This window comes from Coleofasciculus sp. G3-WIS-01, assembly GCF_040223135.1.
Classification (GTDB): domain Bacteria; phylum Cyanobacteriota; class Cyanobacteriia; order Cyanobacteriales; family Coleofasciculaceae; genus Coleofasciculus.
In genome coordinates this window covers 1-17003 of sequence record NZ_JAVJZI010000143.1, presented here as the reverse complement: position 1 = coordinate 17003, position 17003 = coordinate 1, and the positions used below count along the sequence as shown (strand labels likewise).

The following is a 17003-nucleotide window of genomic DNA, read 5'->3' as shown; positions in this document are numbered from 1 at the left end:
GAGTATTTCAAATGACAAATGACACGACCTATTCTATTCCTTTCCGGCGATTTTGGCTCGCTTTGTTATTTCAAACAGCTTTAATCCTGGCAGTTCCCGCCCAAGCAATTTACACTCATATCACAGGTAAAATAATCATTTTGCAAACAACCCCCTTAGAACCTTACAATCTATTGCGAAGCTACTCTCAAACCATGAGGTATGACATCTCTAGTCAAGAGAAATTACGTGGTTTACCAGGTTGGAATAATTTACCCAAACAACAAAGTGATGACAACACCGTAACGTTTATCAAGCCAGGAACTCACTTTTATGTAATTTTAGCTGAACCGATTTCACTCAGGTTACCTGGACTACCACAACCGTGGGAACCCATTTCTCTTAGTCTCAAACGTCCTACTTCTCTCTCCAACAATCAGGTTGTTCTCAGAGGGATTGCCCAACGGGGATTAATTGAGTATGGACTCGAAAATTATAATATGCCTGAAGCCGAACGGAATCAGATTAATGATGATCTGCAGACAGCCAGACAAGCCAATCCTGAACAAACCCAACAAATTCCGCCTATTGTTATGGAAGTTAAGGTGGATAGTTTGGGAAATGCCGTTCCTATTAGTCTTTGGGTGCGGACTGGTGAAGCATCACAACCACAGATTCGCCAATATCGTCTCTGATTTGGTAATTCGTCTTATGTCATTTGTCCTTAATAGTGGAGGTTGTAGGTTGGGTTGAGGTACGAAACCCAACGGGTGCATGTCACCTTTGTAGGTTGGGTTGAGGTACGAAACCCAACTCTAGGATTAGCATGAACATTATGTGCTTTCCCTGACATGCTCCCAAACCCAACAAAACCAAAGGCTAAAGCCCTTACTACGAACTGTGTCACGCCCCGATAATTGAATCAGGGCGGGTTTTGTTGATATGTTATCAATAAGTTAGGGCGGGTTTTCTTGTTCAGTTATTTCACCAATAACTGCTGTAGTTCCTAAGCCCGCCCCTACAATTGTGGCTAAACCCGTCCCTAAATAATTTATTACTTTTGACTGTTGACTTTTTATGACGACTACTTCAAACTCCCCCATCCCATCAGCAACAACTGAGTTTTACAGTTGGCGTAATTATCGTTGTGCTTACGAATATTATCAGCCGAATCAGGCTAGCGATACACCATTGGTGTTACTGCATCCGATTGGCGTCGGGTTATCAGGTTGGTTTTGGCATCGCTTTTGTCAACAGTGGTATCAAGGGGGATATTCTCAACCCATCTATAATCCGGACTTACTCGGATGTGGTGAAAGTGATATGCCCCATGTTGCTTATCATCCTACAGATTGGGCGCAACAGTTAGGTTATTTTTTACAGACTGTTGTCAAAAAACCCGCCATTATAGTGGTGCAAGGTGCAGAGTTACCCGTAGCCCTTTCTCTAGTCCAATTACCAGATGCATCTAATTATATCAAAGGATGCGTATTATCGGGTCCACCGTCTTGGGCTGTAATGACTCAGGAAACGTCTACATTGAAGCACAAACTTGCCTGGAATCTATTTGATTCACCTTTTGGTCGTCTATTCTATCGCTACGCCCGTCGTCGTCAATTTTTGCGTTCGTTTTCCTCGAAGCAGCTATTTGCTAAACCAGAAGATATTGATCAACAATGGTTAGATAGTCTCAAAGAAGGTGCTGCTGATACCGCTAGTCGCCATGCTGTTTTTTCTTTCCTAGCTGGGTTTTGGCGACAAGACTATCAACAGGTTATTGCTTCCATTCAGCAACCGACATTTGTGGTAGTAGGCGAAGAAGCTAGCAGTATTAGTCGCGAGGGTAAATTAGAAACACCAGAGCAACGCTTAGATTACTATATCAAGCATTTGCCCCAAGGTCAGGGGTGTCAAATTCCGGGTCGAAATGTTTTACCTTATGAGTCAACGGCTGATTTTGTCTCTGTTGTCGCTGATTGGATTCATCAACAGTAAAGATAGAAGCTAATGATTCTCATAAAAAAATCATTTATAGAAAAATAAAATATTAATTTTTTTGTAGGGGCGCAAGGCTTGCGCCCTCTCCTGCATTATACCAATCAAGGTTAGCCACCCCCTTTACAATTCAGTCCGCCCAGGCAAACTGCGTTTTTATAGTTTCGCAATTTCCAATTGCCATGGCTAAAAACAGAGGTTGCTGAATAGAGTTTAACGATTCCTTTGGTTTCTATCAACTACAGTTGCGGCACTTACAATTGCCCAAATCCATACAATTAAATATATTGGAATACCAATAATAGCTCCAAATACTGTAAAACCAAGTGCAATAGCAAAGATTGCTAGTACGATCTGGATTATTCCTTGTACTATTTTTCCCACGATTAAAGTGCCTACTCCAGGCAGAAAAATATTGACAATTATTCCTAATACTTTCATTCGTAACTCCCTGATTATAAATTTTATGGTTCAACTTAAATTACAATCAATAAAATTTAAAGCTTTTTCTCGCTCAAAACCTTACGTAGAGCCTTGATAGCATTATCAAGTCCTGTTTCAACAATAGTGCCAGTGCCACCTGCATACTTAAGGATATCGTCAGAATTGACAATCACTGCAATACTATCGCCACTGGATACAGTTAACTTAAAAAGCTGAGCTTGCTTCATTAAATTTCCGTTTGGCAAAGTATAGTTAGTAGATTCATCACGGGTAGAAACAGCTACAACATCTCTGTAGTGAAATTCATCATCTTGTTCATTAAGAGGAACTCCTTTGATAAAGTTATAATTGCACTGATAGGAACTAAGTCTATGCTCTGTTAAATGCACTACTGTAATCGCATTGATACTAAATCGAATACGACCATCTTTACCCTTCTTGCAAGCTAACTCTTTAGTGTCAATCCCATTGGTTTCCCATAGAATAGGACCTCTAACAGAAATAGACTCTCTGATTAATTCAGATTCATCTATATTGAGACGTTGAAGTGAGCGTTTTTTAAGAGATTCAATATCATTGATTAACCAAGCATCAATAGTCTGATCACCAGGCGCATCAAACAAAGGTTTGACTTCTATGAATAACCATATTCCTCCCGCCAGCACAAAAATTAATCCTATTGAAGATTGCGTTAATATAATTAAGCCAATTACCATCAGGATGATGGGCCACTTTAACTTGGGCTTGGCGAAATAATTTTTAATTCGTCTCCTTTTATCATCTTCTGAACTATTTTGAAATGCATTCATCGCTATTATGTCCCTTTAGACAAGCTTTTGAACAAGTAGTGCATACAATTGGTTGTCAAACATTGGCAATTTTTGTAATAAGGCAATCAACCTATTTATATGCGTGTGGCTAGAGAGAGCAGTCGTGATAATATCATTAACAAATGGTGGTGGATAATGCGTTATTCCATTACCATTGAAATAGTCATCTCGAACAAGAGCGCGAAACCACAGAACAGTACCATCTGAGTCTCCCATAGCAGTCGCGGCGTTGAGCAGTTGATCGATTTCTTCCACTTCACTACGGTTTAATATCTTTGGTCGCTTACCTTTCAGGAGTGCTATTGCTAGGTAATAGTAGGCATCACTGCTTGCATGACCTGTTTTAATAGCGGCTCTAAACGCATTGATCGCCTCCTGATAGGCTTTTGCTTCCAGCAACTTAATCCCCTGACTCAACAGCATCGTTGGATCAGGCTCAGAAGGGCTTTGAATATTTACGTTAAACTCGTTAAACTCGTTAAACTGCGTATCAACCCACTGATTTCGCTGGTCATAGTTTGCCATAATCCTTAGCCACAATCTAGTTACAAAAAAGATTGTTGGGTTCTTAGAATAAGGTTTGAACCAGTTCAGCAACTTTCATTAAAGCTGTGACAAGACCACCCGCTCCAGCTACTCCCTTTATCAGATTCTTTGCCGTATTGACGTGGTTCAATATAGTGGTTTTACTGGGTTCAGGCTTGTTGGCTTGCTGAACAACTTTCGTAATGTGGTAATTGACATCTGTAGCTAGCTCAGCATCGATAACCTCGGCATCTCTTGCTTTTGCTACCTCATCCTTAATCTTCTCTAATTCACCAACAAGATCAGCGCGGTTTTCAACAGCACTTAAGTTTATGTTGCCAGCAGCACTGAAGTTTGTGTTACCAGCAGCGTTGTTCTGAATATTTACCTTTTGACCACGCTGGTCGAAAACTGACATTCTCCTGTCTCCTATTTGCTATTGGCTAGCGATCGCTTACTTTTTCTTGAGAACTCTGAGTATAATTACTGTCTAACCCAAGAAATTAGGCGTTTTTACTTATAATAAACTACTTATACTTAGTGATTAACTGATAAACGTCAGTAATTACGCTAGGATCACATCAGGAATTTAGAGTGCTTCAACTATGGCATCCACCGATGAGCAGTTTACCCAGGCGTCAAACCACTGGGACTTAGAAACACTATATATAGACCTCGCTTCGGCTAAAGGCAAGCGTCTGACACCCGTTGAGAAGCTACATTTGCGGGGTTTGCTTTGCGGTTATAGTCCGGCGGAAATAGCCGAAAAGCTGGGTAAGAATGTTAAGGGAGTTGAAACCGATCTCTGTGCCACTTTGTATCGATATGTTAAAAGTTTGGTCAACAAATGTAATGAAAAAATAGAAAATTGGAGAAATATTACAGAATGGCTTGAAGAGGCAGGCTATAAATTTCAGTCACCTGCTGACTTAAACGTCAGTGATTTGTTGCCGGAAAAGAGCGTAGTTAATATCAGTAATATTAGTATGGAGAATAATCAAATAGTAATCGCCTTTAATTTACGCATACCCACCACATCCTCTTCAGAAAGTTTAAAGCATGATTCTTTGACTAATATGGAGCAGGCTTTGGACTTGAAGAACGCTTTTAACGAAAATATTTCTAAAAATTCAAATGGGTAGATAAATAATTTAGTCTTGATATTGGTTATCTAAAGCTCCTCCAGCAATAAGTATCAATTCATCCATTGTTTCACCAATATCCATATCATGGTTTAAAATAAAAATAATTTACGTAGTAGCGTGGCACACCTAAAATGGTGGATTAGTATTGTAGGGGCGCACGGTGTGCGCCCAATTTCACCGTCAAATCTATTCCACAATTTTAGCTGTGTCAGTCCAGTAGGTACATCATATATAGTGGTAATGGTGCGTTACGCTACGCTCTCCTCACGATGGCGGTGTGACCCAGCTAAAATGATGGATTAGATTTGCAGATTTTATGGGCGCACGCCATGCGCCCCTACAGTTTCTGGATAGAATTCTAATACACCAAATTAGGTGTGCCACGCCACTACATAGTTTCTGGATATAATGTAATTTTTTCCGCCTTTAATCCCATGAGTTTTTTCACCACAGATGATGGATTCCTTTGTTGTTCCTGCCTCCTTTTTTGTCCCCACTCTAACCAATCTGCCATCATGATTTATTCAACTTAAAATGAATGGTACTGACTGGTATGCTGGTGGGCAATGCCCACCCTACTACACCCGCAAGGTTAAAACGTTGGTCAAGTATTTTCGCCAAACCCTTATGAGAGTAGCTATCCAGAAAAATTTTACCCACAATTTTCACCTTGCCGATGTACTACTGGCGTGGCACAGCTAAAATGGTGCAATAGATTTTACCATTGAATCGGGCGCACGCCATGCGCCCCTACGGTTTCCGGGCGCCCATTCTAATTCACTAAATAAGCTGTGCCACGCCACTACGGTATAGCAATGGTTTTGGTGATCCAAAACTGCAAATTTTCAGTGCCATTCAAGTTAGAATTAGTCGCATTGATTTATACAAAATTTTGGTTAACAACTCCTTTTATAATCCAGTCCGCGCAGGCGGACTTGGTTTGTGTAGCAGCGATTTAAATCGCCCTGGCAAAAAGGGGATTACTTTTCTCAATCGAACCGCCAATTAAACGGTAGACGCGCATAAATACCTTTTGGATCATTCATCGCTTGTAACATTGCCAAATCCTCTTTAAACTTCAGAAACTCTGCCATTAACGGATCAGGCTGTCGCGTTTTAGCACTACTATTTCCCATAAACTCTTCAAGCAGACGTTCTTCCAAGGTTTGGAATCGTGGATACTCTTCTAATTCCCAATCCTCACCTAAATTTGCCTGTTGTGCAGCATACTCAATCGCATCATTTAATCCACCAATTTCATCCACTAACCCCAATTGTTTAGCATCAATACCCGACCAAACTCGCCCCTGAGCGATTTGTGCCACCTTCTGTTGGGGTAGCTTACGAGACTCTGCGACTTTAGCCAAGAATTTCCAGTAAACTTGATCAACTATTTTTTGAATCAGGGCTAACTCTTGGGGGGTTTTGGGACGAGAAACGGTTTGAGTATCTGCGAAACGCCCCGTTTTCACCACATCCCACGTAATCCCATTCTCGTTGGCAATTTGTTGGATATTCATGAGTAATCCAAAAACACCAATCGAACCCGTTACTGTATTGGGTTCGGCAAAAATCCGGTTACCATAGGTGGAAATCCAATAGCCCCCAGATGCCGCAATATCTCCCATGGAAACAATCACAGGTTTGGAGTCGCGTGTGAGTTTGACTTCCCGTTGGATAATCTCAGACGCGGTAGCACTACCACCTGGACTATTCACCCGTAATACGACAGCTTTCACTGAATCATCCAGCCGCAATTCCCGCATTTGTGCCGCAAAGGATTCACCTCCCACCTGTTGGATGCTCCCTTCACCATCGACGATTTCACCCTCAGCATAAAGTACAGCTATTTTATTTTGAGAAAAGCGTTGGGTTCCAGGTTTATCGGCGATATCCGCATAAGTAGATAGGCGAATCTGACGAAATGATTCTTTTGTCTCACTTTCACCGGTGAGTTCCTTCAGTTGGGCGATGACTTCATCGTAATACCCCACTTTATCAATTAAGCGACGTCCAATCGCATCCGATGCCAAGACGATACCTTGATTATCCGCGATCGCTTGTATCTGTTGGGGCGTTACCTGACGACTTTTTCCCACAGTTGTCCGAAATTCTGACCACAGATCCTCTAATAATGCTTGTATCTGTTGTCGGTTTTCTAGACTCAGTTCTTGCAGTACAAACGGTTCTATCGCTGACTTATATTTACCTACCCGAATTACCTGAATCCCAATGCCAAATTTTTCCAAGGCTCCCGTGAAAAACATGGGTTCAGAACTAAAGCCATTCATTTCTAGGCTTCCCATCGGGTTGAGGATAATTGTGTCTGCAACTGAACTCAGATAATATTCCCCTTCTCCCGAATCAACATCATAAGCAATAATTTTTTTACCGCTTTCTTTAAACCGTTCTAAAGCTTCTCGGACTTCTTTTAGCGTGGCAAACCCTGTACCACTACTGGTAGTTGTACGTGATCCATCCAGGTAAAGCGCCACAATCCGTGAATCCTCAACCGCCGCGTTTAAGGTATTCACAACAGTACGTAACGTAATTGTGTCGGTTTCTTCTCCAGATAGTGCTTCTTCAATCGCTCTACTGGTGCTGGATGTGGGATCGGTATCCCTAATATTTAAGGATAAATCAAAAACCAGTACCGATTTATCCTTGACTTGGGGTCCCGTATCTTTAGATGCGGCGGTGATAATTAAACTAATGAGTCCAACTGTACCAATGCCGAAAAACAATGTAAAACCGATCAGGCTACCAATTACACTGGCGAAGGTTTGCTTAATAAATTGACGCATTTTAGGGTTGTTTGTTGTGATATTTCCGTTATCCGTTGTCTGTTTTTAGGGGTTTTTTGTAATTTTTCCGATTGATTTAAGATAAGAGTTTAACTAAGATTCGAGTTCCCTAATTAGGGGTTTGAGTTGATTAATTTGTTGCTTTGTTATAAGATACTCTTTATCGGCTTGACTTAACCAACGCTAAGTTTCGGACAAAGAGCCTATAGCCATCTTGACAGACAACTGCCTCTATCCTAACTTGAATGTCACTGAACTAAGAGTTTGTAGTAAGCACTGTCTTCGCTTCTGGCACGCTTCGCGCCTACTACAAACATTCATCCTAACTTTTGTAAGGCACCAGATTGTCTGAGTTGAGACAGATTGACATTCCCTGTACAGAAAAGTACAGTAGTTATTTCAGCGATTAATAACTGTACGAGTTCATCCACCGCCTCTGTAGACTCTGATGCGGCTTGGAGAAAGGGAAATGCTAATCCTGCCAAATCCGCACCCAGCGCGATCGCTTTGGCAACCTCTAAACCGTTCCGTAATCCACCCGAGGCGATCAGGGGGATCTCTGGGGCAATTTCTCGAATACTAGTAATACAGTCTGCGGTTGGTAATCCCCAGTCGGCAAAGGTTTGTCCTAAGCGACGTTGCTTGAGATTTAATGCCCGTTCACTTTCCACCTTTGCCCAAGATGTTCCCCCAGCACCGGCTACGTCAATTGCGCTCACGCCCGCCTCAAGCAGCTTCTGTGCCATGGGTGCTGAGATGCCGTTGCCGACTTCTTTGGCAATCACAGGTATAGGTAACTTATTGCATAGTTTGTTTATTTTGTCAAGTAAGCCGTGAAAATTTGTATCCCCGTTCGTCTGAATACATTCCTGTAAGGGATTGAGGTGCAAAATTAAAGCATCGGCGGCTAAAAGTTCAACCACGCGCAAGCATTCATCCAAGCCGTAACTGTAATTGAGTTGAACCGCACCAAGATTCGCCAATAATAGAATATCCGGTGCTAGCGATCGCACGGCAAAGGTATCCGCCACTTGAGGATTCTCCACGGCGACTCGCTGGGAACCCACACCCATGGCTAATTGATACTCTTGTGCTACTTGAGCAAGGCGAAAATTAATGGTTTGCGCCTGTTGGGTTCCCCCAGTCATAGAGGATATTAGCAAGGGAGCGCCTAATGTTTTATTCAAAAACCTGGTGGAGATATCAATCTCACTGCGGTTGATTTCCGGTAAACAACAGTGGGTAAAGCGATAGCGTTCCAGTCCATTGGTAATTTGATTAAACTGGACATCTTCATTAAGACAAATCCTGATGTGGTCTGCTTTGCGCGTTTGGGTTTCTGTCATTGTGCTGGGAAATAGAAAGGAACAGGGAAAGAGGGGATTGGTGATCAGGGTTTGCGGCAAAACCTAGAACATCGGTTAAGTCATCAACAGAAAAACGGTAATATTTGCTACCAAAATTTCTAATTTTTGACAGAGGTGTCATGGCACTTCTCTACATGAAGGCATGACTGGTTATGCCAACTGACACCTTAGAAGACTTTGATCAACTCCACAGCATCTCGTCCATCAAAATCTTGCAGGTAAACCTTTACCTGTTCGTCTCTGGAGGTTGGTAGCTGTTTGCCCGTAAAGTCTGGACATATCGGCAACTCGCGATGTCCGCGATCGACAAGAACTAATAACTGAATCACTTGGGGTCTGCCGTATTCAGTCACAGCATTTAGAGCGGCACGAATTGTGCGCCCACTATAGATAACATCATCGACCAGTACCACAATTTTACCTGAAAGATCACAGGAAATATCCGTTTTAGCCGGGGTACGAACGCCAATCTGATCCAAATCATCGCGGTAAAAGGTAATATCGATCGCACCCACCGCGACCGATACCTGTTCTAAAATTTCAATTTGGCGTCCTAGCAGTTTGGCAAGAGGAACTCCGCGAGTATAAATGCCTAAAAGGACGAGTTTCGATACATCTCCGGCGCGTTCAATCACCTCAGATGCCAAACGAGTGACAGTGCGGCGCAGTTCTTCGGCGGAGAGAATTTCAATAATTTGAGTTGGCATTCTCGTTACTGGTTTTATGGCGGATGGGATGGGACTAGGGGAGAAAATCTAGGATATTGTCTAGAGGGAGCATGGGGAATAATCGGATATCGTCTTTAATTATCAGCCATATATATAAGGATGGGAACAATTTAGAAGACTCAATTAGTGCGATCGCGATGACCAGCCAAATCAAACAGCAGTATCGGGTCAACTGTAACCCTTGGTCAATTTTGGTCGGTGTAATCGGGTCAACCGGATCACCTAAAAGGGGTTTATATTTGGCAACTCCCTGATACCAGTTAGTTCCCCCCAGTTGTACGCCCAGAATAGCAGCATAAGCGCATTCACTCCAACCTGAATTTGGGCTAGGATCTTTCGTCCCATCCCGATAGCATAAACTCCATACCTTACGGGGTTTTCCTGACAAAAGGGCTAACGTTATTACCGTTAGCCGACAGGGTAACCAAGTTAAGTAATCCTCAAGTTTAGCACTGAACCAACCTAAATCTGTGTAAGGTTCGCGTCGATAACCAATCATTGAATCCAGAGTGCTAGCCGCTTTATAGGCTAAAGCCAAGGGAGCGCTACCCACGGCCGGAAAAAATGACCCGATAATAGCATAGAATAAGGGCGATGTAACACCATCGGTAGCATTTTCTGCGACTGTTTCTAGAACAGCCCGGAGCATTTCTGGTGCTGTAAGTTTTTCCGTATCTCGACCCACATATCGACTCAAACGAGAACGCGCTTGCTCTAACTCTCCATCGGTTAATGGTTCTACCACATCATTAGCCGCATCTCGCAAACTGCGACCTGCCAAACAACTTGCCAGCAGAATACTTTCAATCCCAATCCCTACCCAAGGATGAAGCCAGTTTGCTCCCAGCACAATTACCCATCCTGCCACTCCACTACCGATAATTAATCCTAACCCCAATCCAATTCCGGCGAGGCGACGTTTCCATGGGCGATAAAGATTGTGAATAATCCATTGGCTGAGGTGAGAAACCAGCCAACCCATGACTTGGACTGGATGAAGCCAACCCCAAGGATCACCTATCCAGTAATCTAGACTGGCGGCAAGTAACAAAACAATGGCACTTCTAGTCAATGTAGTCGCTTTTGAGCGTATCTATATTTTCTTCCCAATTGGCACCGTCAAACGACACTCTGGCAAATCGAGACAGTACATCATCATCGAGACAACGCAGGTTAACATCAATCGACTGGGGATGAGAACGGGGGCGATAAAAGGGGTGAATCCCACAAATACGACAAAATGTATGTTTAGCCGTATTAGTATTAAACGTATATGTTGTTAAAACGTCAGCCCCACTCAATAGAGTAAACTGTTCAGGGGGTACAATTAGGTGGATGAAGCCTTTTTTGTGACAAATTGAGCAATTGCAATCGATTGCCTCGTGCTGGTCAACTGTCACACTGAAACGGACAGCACCGCAGTGACAGCCCCCTTGATAGGTAATTGGTTGATTCATGGTGGTCATTTCCCAGCAAAGCATCTATTAAATCACAAAACTGGTTTGTTCTCCTTGAGCAGCTTGCCAACTCCGAGCATCATAGTAAAGATCGGCAAGGGTAATGCTATATAAGGCATCTTTCAGTTTTTGGTGGAGTCGGTGCCACAAGGTTAAGGTTACCCAGTCTTCGGCAACAGTCGCATCTGCTGTGTGATGGTGTAATGGTTCGATTGTTTCGCCAACGGCTTCTAAAATTTGACCTAGGGAAATTTTTGAAGGTTCGCGAGCTAATTGATAGCCACCTTGAGAGCCGCGTACTGAATTCACTAAATTAGCACGACGCATTTCAATCAGTAGTTTCTCTAAATATGGAGCTGGTAGAGCTTGACGATGGGCAATCATTTTAACGGATGTTGGTCCATAACCGGGCTGTAGGCTGAGATCAAGTAGCGCTTTAACACTATAATGTCCGCGAGTTGTCAATTTCATAGGGATGGCAAACTATCCTAGCTTGGAGTTGGCTCTTAGCTGGAGTCTAATCCAGCTAATTTCTGGTTGAGTCGTACAGGGTTAAGAGTTGAATGGTTTTTATGGCTGTCCCAGGAAGGTTGTACTGTCAACTATAACCTGAGAGGTTTTTCCTGAAGCCTGATAACGCCTTCCATCAATCCTGAGTTTTACACATCGTTGGTTTTTGTTGATGACTCGATCAACTGGAAACGCCCCACCTTATCGCCCCGTCTCCATTACTGACACGTTCTCCAGTCGGCGATTGATTTGTTACAAAGATAAATTCAACAAATATAACCAACAAAGTTGACAGTATGGGTGTAATATAGTTTTATAGAGGGTGATATAAGATCAAGATTTTGTAATCTTGGTTATGTGTCAGTATAGCGAAAGCGCTACCCGAGACTTCACTGTTTAGGTTTAGATTCAAGTTGATGGCTAAAAAGAAAAAAATGGAGCCCAAGATGGAACCCTTAGAGGGTCAAGCACTGCTTGAGAAAGTTAGAGAGCTAGGTAACCTCAGCAAAGAAGAAAAAGCTAGAGCCTGTGGCTACTACACCGTGACGAAGAACGATGTAGAGCGCGTCAATATGATGAAATTCCTCAATGCACTGATTGATGCTGAGGGTATTGAATTAGATAGCAAAGCCAATGGCAATGGACGGGGTGGTAGGAGTGCGAGCTATCGCATCTCGGTGCAATCTAACGGCAATCTGCTGATTGGTTCTGCTTACACAAAACAGATGGGTTTACAACCTGGGGATGAATTTGAAATCTCCTTAGGTCGCAAGCACATTCATCTCAAGCAACTTGGCGCAGAAGACGAAATCGAAGAGTAAGGCTCAGCCGATGGCGAAGGAAAACTCCAGAGGCTAAAGATACTGACGGTTTACCCAAAATTCAATTGTCTTAAGTCAAAGTAGCGACACTTGATAAGTCCTCGTCCCAACTGAATGGTTGGACGATATGATTTTGATTGGAGTTGGCAAAAAAACCCCCGTTGTCATCTGAAAGATGCAGCGGGGGATACATTGCTATTGTGAAGGAATTGTCTTGGTCAGGATGTAAGTTGAATGGCTAAGACACAATCCAATGGGAAGAGGTCATCAACAATAATAGAGAGACGTACATTCCCCAAAACAAAATGAAAATAAATTGCAGGTCACGTCGAGCCACGAGGATAGCTGCTCCCGCTAAGGTTAATGCTACTGAGCTGGAAACGACGGGGAAAAGGCTCTGGGAGGCTTCTAGGACTAAATAAATAGTCGAGGCGATTGCTCCTAAGCACATGAAACTCAACCCAAAGAGCCATAGACGAGGATAGGACTGAGAGCGGGGCAAATTCCACACAGCGGTAAGCTGAGCGCCACCCGCTAGTGCTAAAGCTGGGTAGAGCGGCAAACTATACTCCGGTAAAGGAAACGCCATCAGACAAACAGCTCCCCCATAAACACCCGTCCAAACCAATACGAATTTTGCCCAACCCCAATTGCGATTATTCCACGCCAGCCCTAATCCATAAGACCAAAATAGTAACCAGGGAACCGAGAATTTTAAGAGTTCCAATAGGTAATCGTAATCGCTCTTAAGAATCCGGTTAATCTCTACTGAATGCCAAAACGGTTGTAATGATTCTTTAACTAGATTAGCGGTGAGAAACCCTTGACTATAAACCAAAGGTAGAGTATACCAAACCAACGCAGGTATGATACCTAACACCCAACCCAACCACCAATAGCCAGATCGGAGTAGTCTAGGGGTATCCCAGGCAATAAAGATAAAACCGATCGCCAACAAAACAAATCCCAATCCAATTCCTTGAGTGAGGCAAATTAAACCGAATCCAATACCTGCTCCCAAGGACCAACGAAAATCACGACGCGATCGCAACAGACATACCATCATCAGCATGACAAAGCATAGCACCGTACTATCCAGGATGGCGAGTCGTCCATACTGTACAACAGGTAAGACGGTTAAATAAATGAAACTCGAAAAAAGCGCGTTTTGACGGGATGGAAAAATTTCCCGACCGATTCCATAGAAGAGGGGAATGGATAGAACACTCAGCAGAGCAGTCGGTAAGCGTGTCATCAAGGTGCTATCATTTCCTGTCTTATAAGCTAAAGCAATTAGCCAATAAAGCAAGGGTGGTTCTTCAACATAAGATTGATCACCAAATGTGGGATAAAACCATTGCCAAGATGCCCAAGGCGTGCTACTCAATTCACGAGCAACCTGATTAACCGTTTGTTCACCCCCATTTAATAGAGGTGGGCTATCCAGATTAATACAAAATAAGAGCAGCGCGGCTAAAAGTAAGCTAAACACCCACATCCGCTCAACCCAGCGTTGAGTTGAGCGAATTCTGCTTCCGGAGTGTCCCCAAATAAATGTTTGACGATTCATCTTTAAACGAACAACTTAGAGTGCTGCTGGTCGCGAGTAGTTCTGCCATCCAACGGGTTGCCTGTGCCTGCACCGTAACTCAACCAGTGGCGCGACCTAATCAAACGGTGACTTTTCAATTATGACTTTTCAATTAAAAATAAAAAACTTTAACCAATAGCTATAGATAGATGTAGCCGCGTTAGGATCAACGTTAATCACACACGACGGGTCAACCGAACCACTCCTGCTGCTTATTCACAGTAATATAGGTAGGCTTTGTTAAATAGAGCCAATCATTAGGCATCTAGACCCAAGTCTCTCACCTGCGACAGGCAAACCTATGGAAGGATCTTTTGAATTAACCCTACAAATGGTCATCGCTGTCTGTGCTGGAATCAGCGCTCAGGTGATTGCCGAGTACCTGAGGGTCCCCAGCATTGTCTTTCTACTGATCTTTGGCGTTTCCCTTGGCTCCGATGGTTTGGGTTTATTACACCCCCAAGAACTGGGAGTGGGTTTGGAAGTTATTGTTGCCTTGTCAGTCGCCGTAATTCTTTTCGAGGGAGGGCTTAACCTCAACCTGCGCGACTTAGGCAAAGTATCGGGTTCTCTGAGAAACCTAGTCACCCTGGGAACGCTGATTACGCTGCTGGGCGGTGGGATGGCAGCCCATTGGTTAGGAGAATTTCCCTGGCCGATTGCCTTTCTCTATGCTGCTCTGGTGGTTGTGACCGGTCCGACGGTTATTGGTCCACTGCTCAAACAAGTGAAAGTTGATCGACGAGTCGCCGCCCTTTTAGAAGGGGAAGGGGTTTTAATTGACCCAGTCGGTGCCATTCTAGCTGTTGTCGTACTTGATACAATTCTCAACAGCGAGGCTGGAGCATCTGCTGCCATTGTCGGTTTAGGTTTACGCCTCGGTATTGGTGGTGTGATTGGCGGTATCGGTGGCTGGTTACTGGGTTTGTTTCTCAAACGAGCTGAATTTCTTTCAGAAGACCTGAAAAATCTGGTTGTGCTAGCCGGGATGTGGGGCTTATTTGGTTTGGCACAAACGATTCGCTCGGAATCCGGATTGATGGCAACCGTCGTCGCCGGAATCGTTGTCGGTGCGTCTTCTCTACCCGAAGAGCGACTGTTGCGACGGTTTAAAGGACAATTAACGGTGCTTGGGGTTTCCGTGCTATTCGTTCTGCTCTCCGCCGATTTGTCCATTGACAGTGTTTTTGCCTTAGGTTGGGGAAGTGTATTCACCGTTTTGGCATTAATGATGGCGGTGCGCCCGATTAGCGTCAGCTTATGTACCTGGAATAGCGGCTTAAATTGGCGACAGAAAATCTTTTTATCCTGGATTGCTCCCAAAGGAATTGTCAGCGCTTCTGTGGCATCCTTGTTTGCGATTCTCCTCACCGAACGCGGGATTAATGGGGGAGATTCGATTAAAGCCCTGGTTTTCCTGACGATTATGATGACGGTATTTTTACAAGGGTTAACAGCTCGTTGGGTTGCCCAATGGCTGCAACTGAATCCCCAGGACAAGGCAACAGGTGCGGTGATTGTTGGCTGTAATCCCTTGAGTCGGCTGATTGCGCGTTTGTTTCAAGAGCAGGGAGAAGAAGTTGTCCTCATCGACACTGACCCGGAAGCTTGCCAACAAGCCGAGGAAGAAAATCTGCGGGTGTTCCAAAGCAGTGGTTTGGATGTTGACGTTTTAGAAGAAGCTGGGATTGAATCGGTGGGTACATTTTTGGCGATGACCAACAATGGTGAGGTGAACTTAGTCTTGGCTCAGCGAGCGGTTGAAGAGTTTGCCCCGCCGCGAGTGATTGCCGTATTTCCTCGTGATCCCCAAGCCAATGCCACGAATAATAAAACGAAAGTCAATCAAGCATTTGTTTCTCAACTGCCGATTAAGACGTGGAATAAGTATATTACTGAGGGGCAAGTGAAGTTAGGCACAACCACGTTAAAAGAGTCGGGATTGGCATTTCAGCGAGCGCATTTGCAAGCGTTGATCCGGGCGGGAGAACTGGTTCCCTTGTTAATCGAACGGCAAGGCAGTATACAAGTGGCTAGCGCGAATGAAACCTGGCAGGCTAATGATCAAATTATTTATCTGCTACACGATCCTAGACCTAAACTATTGAAACGCTTATCAGGTGGCAGTTCGTCTTCCCGTCTAGCGGTAGAAAAGTTGCCAGAAGTTGAGGAAATCCCGATTTCAGAGCCTGTGGAAGAGAAAGCAATTAAAGAAATTGCCAATAAATCTAAAGTTGAAGAAGAGGTGAAGGTTCATGAACCCCGCCCTACTCCGTGAGGACAGGGATTGCCAGAGGGAACCTGGTAGGAAGTCATGAATAGGGCATGAGTTGGTAGGGGTAACACCTCCGGACACTTCCCTAGTTCGGATTAGATGTAGGTTTAGGAATCTCGCTTACGCTGGGTAATGCCAGGACACACCCCTACTAAAAAAGGAAAACCACCTACAACTTTTAAATTAAATAGGGAATCCATGATTTTATCGTTTCTTGGGAACCATACCAAAGTCCTTGTCGCCGAGGTGAATGCAGCACTCCTTCCAAGGTAAGATTCACTGCGCCGTCTAAATGAGCCGCTTCAATCGGAGTAATCCCATCTCCCCAACAATTTCCAACTCCACAGGTTTGCTGATAACTGTTATACGCTAACCATTGACCCAAGCGCCGTTGACCGAAAATTTGGGTTTCAAGCCTCGTCCTGGAAGGACGACTTTTTCTGTGTTACCATGTTGATGTCGAGTTGTTCCACGTCAGATGCTGGTCTTCGAGTTCAAGGCTAAAGGAAAGACAACTCAATACTCAGCGATT

The 17003-nt window shown here is 43.8% G+C and carries 18 protein-coding genes and 1 pseudogene; 5 read left to right on the top strand and 14 right to left on the bottom strand.

What is annotated here, in order from left to right:
• Window positions 1-11 precede the first annotated feature (11 nt).
• A complete protein-coding gene (locus RIM23_RS14185) occupies window positions 12-674 on the top strand; it encodes a GDYXXLXY domain-containing protein (protein WP_446367886.1) in 663 nt (220 codons plus the stop codon).
• 382 nt (window positions 675-1056) lie between these two features.
• Window positions 1057-1974 (top strand): alpha/beta fold hydrolase, encoded by a 918-nt coding sequence (locus RIM23_RS14180; protein WP_446367885.1) that lies wholly within the window; start codon window positions 1057-1059, stop codon window positions 1972-1974.
• Between the two features lie 213 nt (window positions 1975-2187).
• Here the strand turns inward: RIM23_RS14180 and RIM23_RS14175 are convergent, their stop codons facing one another.
• Genes RIM23_RS14175 through RIM23_RS14160 form a run of 4 tightly spaced genes read right to left on the bottom strand, consistent with a single transcriptional unit; the run spans window position 2188 to window position 4191 of the window.
• The gene (locus RIM23_RS14175; protein ID WP_446358048.1) at window positions 2188-2415 is read right to left on the bottom strand and encodes a hypothetical protein; all 228 of its coding nucleotides are present in this window, start codon (window positions 2413-2415) and stop codon (window positions 2188-2190) included.
• Window positions 2416-2471: 56 nt separating this feature from the next.
• Window positions 2472-3227 carry a hypothetical protein gene (locus RIM23_RS14170; protein ID WP_446367884.1) on the bottom strand — a complete coding sequence of 252 codons (756 nt, stop codon included), beginning with the start codon at window positions 3225-3227 and terminating at the stop codon, window positions 2472-2474.
• A gap of 15 nt (window positions 3228-3242) precedes the next feature.
• Window positions 3243-3773 (bottom strand): hypothetical protein, encoded by a 531-nt coding sequence (locus RIM23_RS14165; RefSeq protein WP_446367883.1) that lies wholly within the window; start codon window positions 3771-3773, stop codon window positions 3243-3245.
• Window positions 3774-3816: 43 nt separating this feature from the next.
• A complete protein-coding gene (locus RIM23_RS14160; RefSeq protein WP_446367882.1) occupies window positions 3817-4191 on the bottom strand; it encodes a hypothetical protein in 375 nt (124 codons plus the stop codon).
• A 187-nt stretch (window positions 4192-4378) separates the two neighbouring features.
• On the opposite strand from RIM23_RS14160, the gene RIM23_RS14155 reads away from it, so the two are divergent.
• A complete protein-coding gene (locus tag RIM23_RS14155) occupies window positions 4379-4915 on the top strand; it encodes a helix-turn-helix transcriptional regulator (RefSeq protein WP_446367881.1) in 537 nt (178 codons plus the stop codon).
• Window positions 4916-5306: 391 nt separating this feature from the next.
• On the opposite strand, the gene RIM23_RS14150 is transcribed toward RIM23_RS14155, so the two are convergent.
• From RIM23_RS14150 to RIM23_RS14115, 8 genes are all read right to left on the bottom strand, one after another.
• Window positions 5307-5435: a hypothetical protein gene (locus RIM23_RS14150; protein ID WP_446367880.1), complete on the bottom strand. Its 129-nt coding sequence runs from the start codon at window positions 5433-5435 to the stop codon at window positions 5307-5309.
• A gap of 472 nt (window positions 5436-5907) precedes the next feature.
• Window positions 5908-7722 carry a signal peptide peptidase SppA gene (sppA, locus tag RIM23_RS14145; protein ID WP_446367879.1) on the bottom strand — a complete coding sequence of 605 codons (1815 nt, stop codon included), beginning with the start codon at window positions 7720-7722 and terminating at the stop codon, window positions 5908-5910.
• Window positions 7723-8039: 317 nt separating this feature from the next.
• Window positions 8040-9068, bottom strand: a complete 1029-nt coding sequence (gene fni / locus RIM23_RS14140) for a type 2 isopentenyl-diphosphate Delta-isomerase (protein WP_446367878.1) — start codon at window positions 9066-9068, stop codon at window positions 8040-8042.
• On the bottom strand, window positions 9019-9210 hold the full coding sequence (locus tag RIM23_RS14135; RefSeq protein WP_446367877.1) for a hypothetical protein: 192 nt from the start codon (window positions 9208-9210) through the stop codon (window positions 9019-9021). Before RIM23_RS14135 ends, fni begins: the two co-directional genes overlap by 50 nt.
• A gap of 46 nt (window positions 9211-9256) precedes the next feature.
• On the bottom strand, window positions 9257-9796 hold the full coding sequence (pyrR, locus tag RIM23_RS14130; protein WP_446367876.1) for a bifunctional pyr operon transcriptional regulator/uracil phosphoribosyltransferase PyrR: 540 nt from the start codon (window positions 9794-9796) through the stop codon (window positions 9257-9259).
• Window positions 9797-9830: 34 nt separating this feature from the next.
• The gene (gene cbiB / locus RIM23_RS14125; protein WP_446367875.1) at window positions 9831-10889 is read right to left on the bottom strand and encodes an adenosylcobinamide-phosphate synthase CbiB; all 1059 of its coding nucleotides are present in this window, start codon (window positions 10887-10889) and stop codon (window positions 9831-9833) included.
• Window positions 10882-11283 (bottom strand): GFA family protein, encoded by a 402-nt coding sequence (locus tag RIM23_RS14120; protein WP_446339146.1) that lies wholly within the window; start codon window positions 11281-11283, stop codon window positions 10882-10884. Before RIM23_RS14120 ends, cbiB begins: the two co-directional genes overlap by 8 nt.
• 18 nt (window positions 11284-11301) lie before the next feature.
• Entirely contained in the window at window positions 11302-11745 is a 444-nt protein-coding gene (locus RIM23_RS14115; protein ID WP_446339147.1) for an RrF2 family transcriptional regulator, read from the bottom strand.
• A 455-nt stretch (window positions 11746-12200) separates the two neighbouring features.
• Here RIM23_RS14115 and RIM23_RS14110 point away from each other — a divergent pair, with 455 nt between their 5' ends.
• On the top strand, window positions 12201-12605 hold the full coding sequence (locus RIM23_RS14110) for an AbrB family transcriptional regulator (RefSeq protein WP_446339148.1): 405 nt from the start codon (window positions 12201-12203) through the stop codon (window positions 12603-12605).
• Between the two features lie 238 nt (window positions 12606-12843).
• Here RIM23_RS14110 and RIM23_RS14105 read toward each other — a convergent pair whose 3' ends face one another.
• Window positions 12844-14175 carry an ArnT family glycosyltransferase gene (locus RIM23_RS14105; protein WP_446367874.1) on the bottom strand — a complete coding sequence of 444 codons (1332 nt, stop codon included), beginning with the start codon at window positions 14173-14175 and terminating at the stop codon, window positions 12844-12846.
• Window positions 14176-14497: 322 nt separating this feature from the next.
• Here RIM23_RS14105 and RIM23_RS14100 point away from each other — a divergent pair, with 322 nt between their 5' ends.
• Window positions 14498-16474 (top strand): cation:proton antiporter, encoded by a 1977-nt coding sequence (locus RIM23_RS14100; protein WP_446367873.1) that lies wholly within the window; start codon window positions 14498-14500, stop codon window positions 16472-16474.
• A 175-nt stretch (window positions 16475-16649) separates the two neighbouring features.
• Here the strand turns inward: RIM23_RS14100 and RIM23_RS14095 are convergent.
• Window positions 16650-16874 (bottom strand): annotated as a pseudogene (locus tag RIM23_RS14095) (lipase); the annotation flags it as partial.
• Window positions 16875-17003: the final 129 nt, after the last annotated feature.

Coding starts and splice junctions, on each gene's coding strand:
- RIM23_RS14150 (WP_446367880.1), bottom strand. CDS start 5,435: ATGATGGCAGATTGGTTAGAGTGGGGACAAAAAAGGAGGCAGGAACAA.
- pyrR (WP_446367876.1), bottom strand. CDS start 9,796: ATGCCAACTCAAATTATTGAAATTCTCTCCGCCGAAGAACTGCGCCGC.
- RIM23_RS14105 (WP_446367874.1), bottom strand. CDS start 14,175: ATGAATCGTCAAACATTTATTTGGGGACACTCCGGAAGCAGAATTCGC.
- RIM23_RS14115 (WP_446339147.1), bottom strand. CDS start 11,745: ATGAAATTGACAACTCGCGGACATTATAGTGTTAAAGCGCTACTTGAT.
- RIM23_RS14155 (WP_446367881.1), top strand. CDS start 4,379: ATGGCATCCACCGATGAGCAGTTTACCCAGGCGTCAAACCACTGGGAC.
- RIM23_RS14110 (WP_446339148.1), top strand. CDS start 12,201: ATGGCTAAAAAGAAAAAAATGGAGCCCAAGATGGAACCCTTAGAGGGT.
- RIM23_RS14120 (WP_446339146.1), bottom strand. CDS start 11,283: ATGACCACCATGAATCAACCAATTACCTATCAAGGGGGCTGTCACTGC.
- RIM23_RS14100 (WP_446367873.1), top strand. CDS start 14,498: ATGGAAGGATCTTTTGAATTAACCCTACAAATGGTCATCGCTGTCTGT.
- RIM23_RS14180 (WP_446367885.1), top strand. CDS start 1,057: ATGACGACTACTTCAAACTCCCCCATCCCATCAGCAACAACTGAGTTT.
- RIM23_RS14165 (WP_446367883.1), bottom strand. CDS start 3,773: ATGGCAAACTATGACCAGCGAAATCAGTGGGTTGATACGCAGTTTAAC.
- fni (WP_446367878.1), bottom strand. CDS start 9,068: ATGACAGAAACCCAAACGCGCAAAGCAGACCACATCAGGATTTGTCTT.
- RIM23_RS14170 (WP_446367884.1), bottom strand. CDS start 3,227: ATGAATGCATTTCAAAATAGTTCAGAAGATGATAAAAGGAGACGAATT.
- RIM23_RS14175 (WP_446358048.1), bottom strand. CDS start 2,415: ATGAAAGTATTAGGAATAATTGTCAATATTTTTCTGCCTGGAGTAGGC.
- RIM23_RS14185 (WP_446367886.1), top strand. CDS start 12: ATGACAAATGACACGACCTATTCTATTCCTTTCCGGCGATTTTGGCTC.
- sppA (WP_446367879.1), bottom strand. CDS start 7,722: ATGCGTCAATTTATTAAGCAAACCTTCGCCAGTGTAATTGGTAGCCTG.
- RIM23_RS14135 (WP_446367877.1), bottom strand. CDS start 9,210: ATGACACCTCTGTCAAAAATTAGAAATTTTGGTAGCAAATATTACCGT.
- RIM23_RS14160 (WP_446367882.1), bottom strand. CDS start 4,191: ATGTCAGTTTTCGACCAGCGTGGTCAAAAGGTAAATATTCAGAACAAC.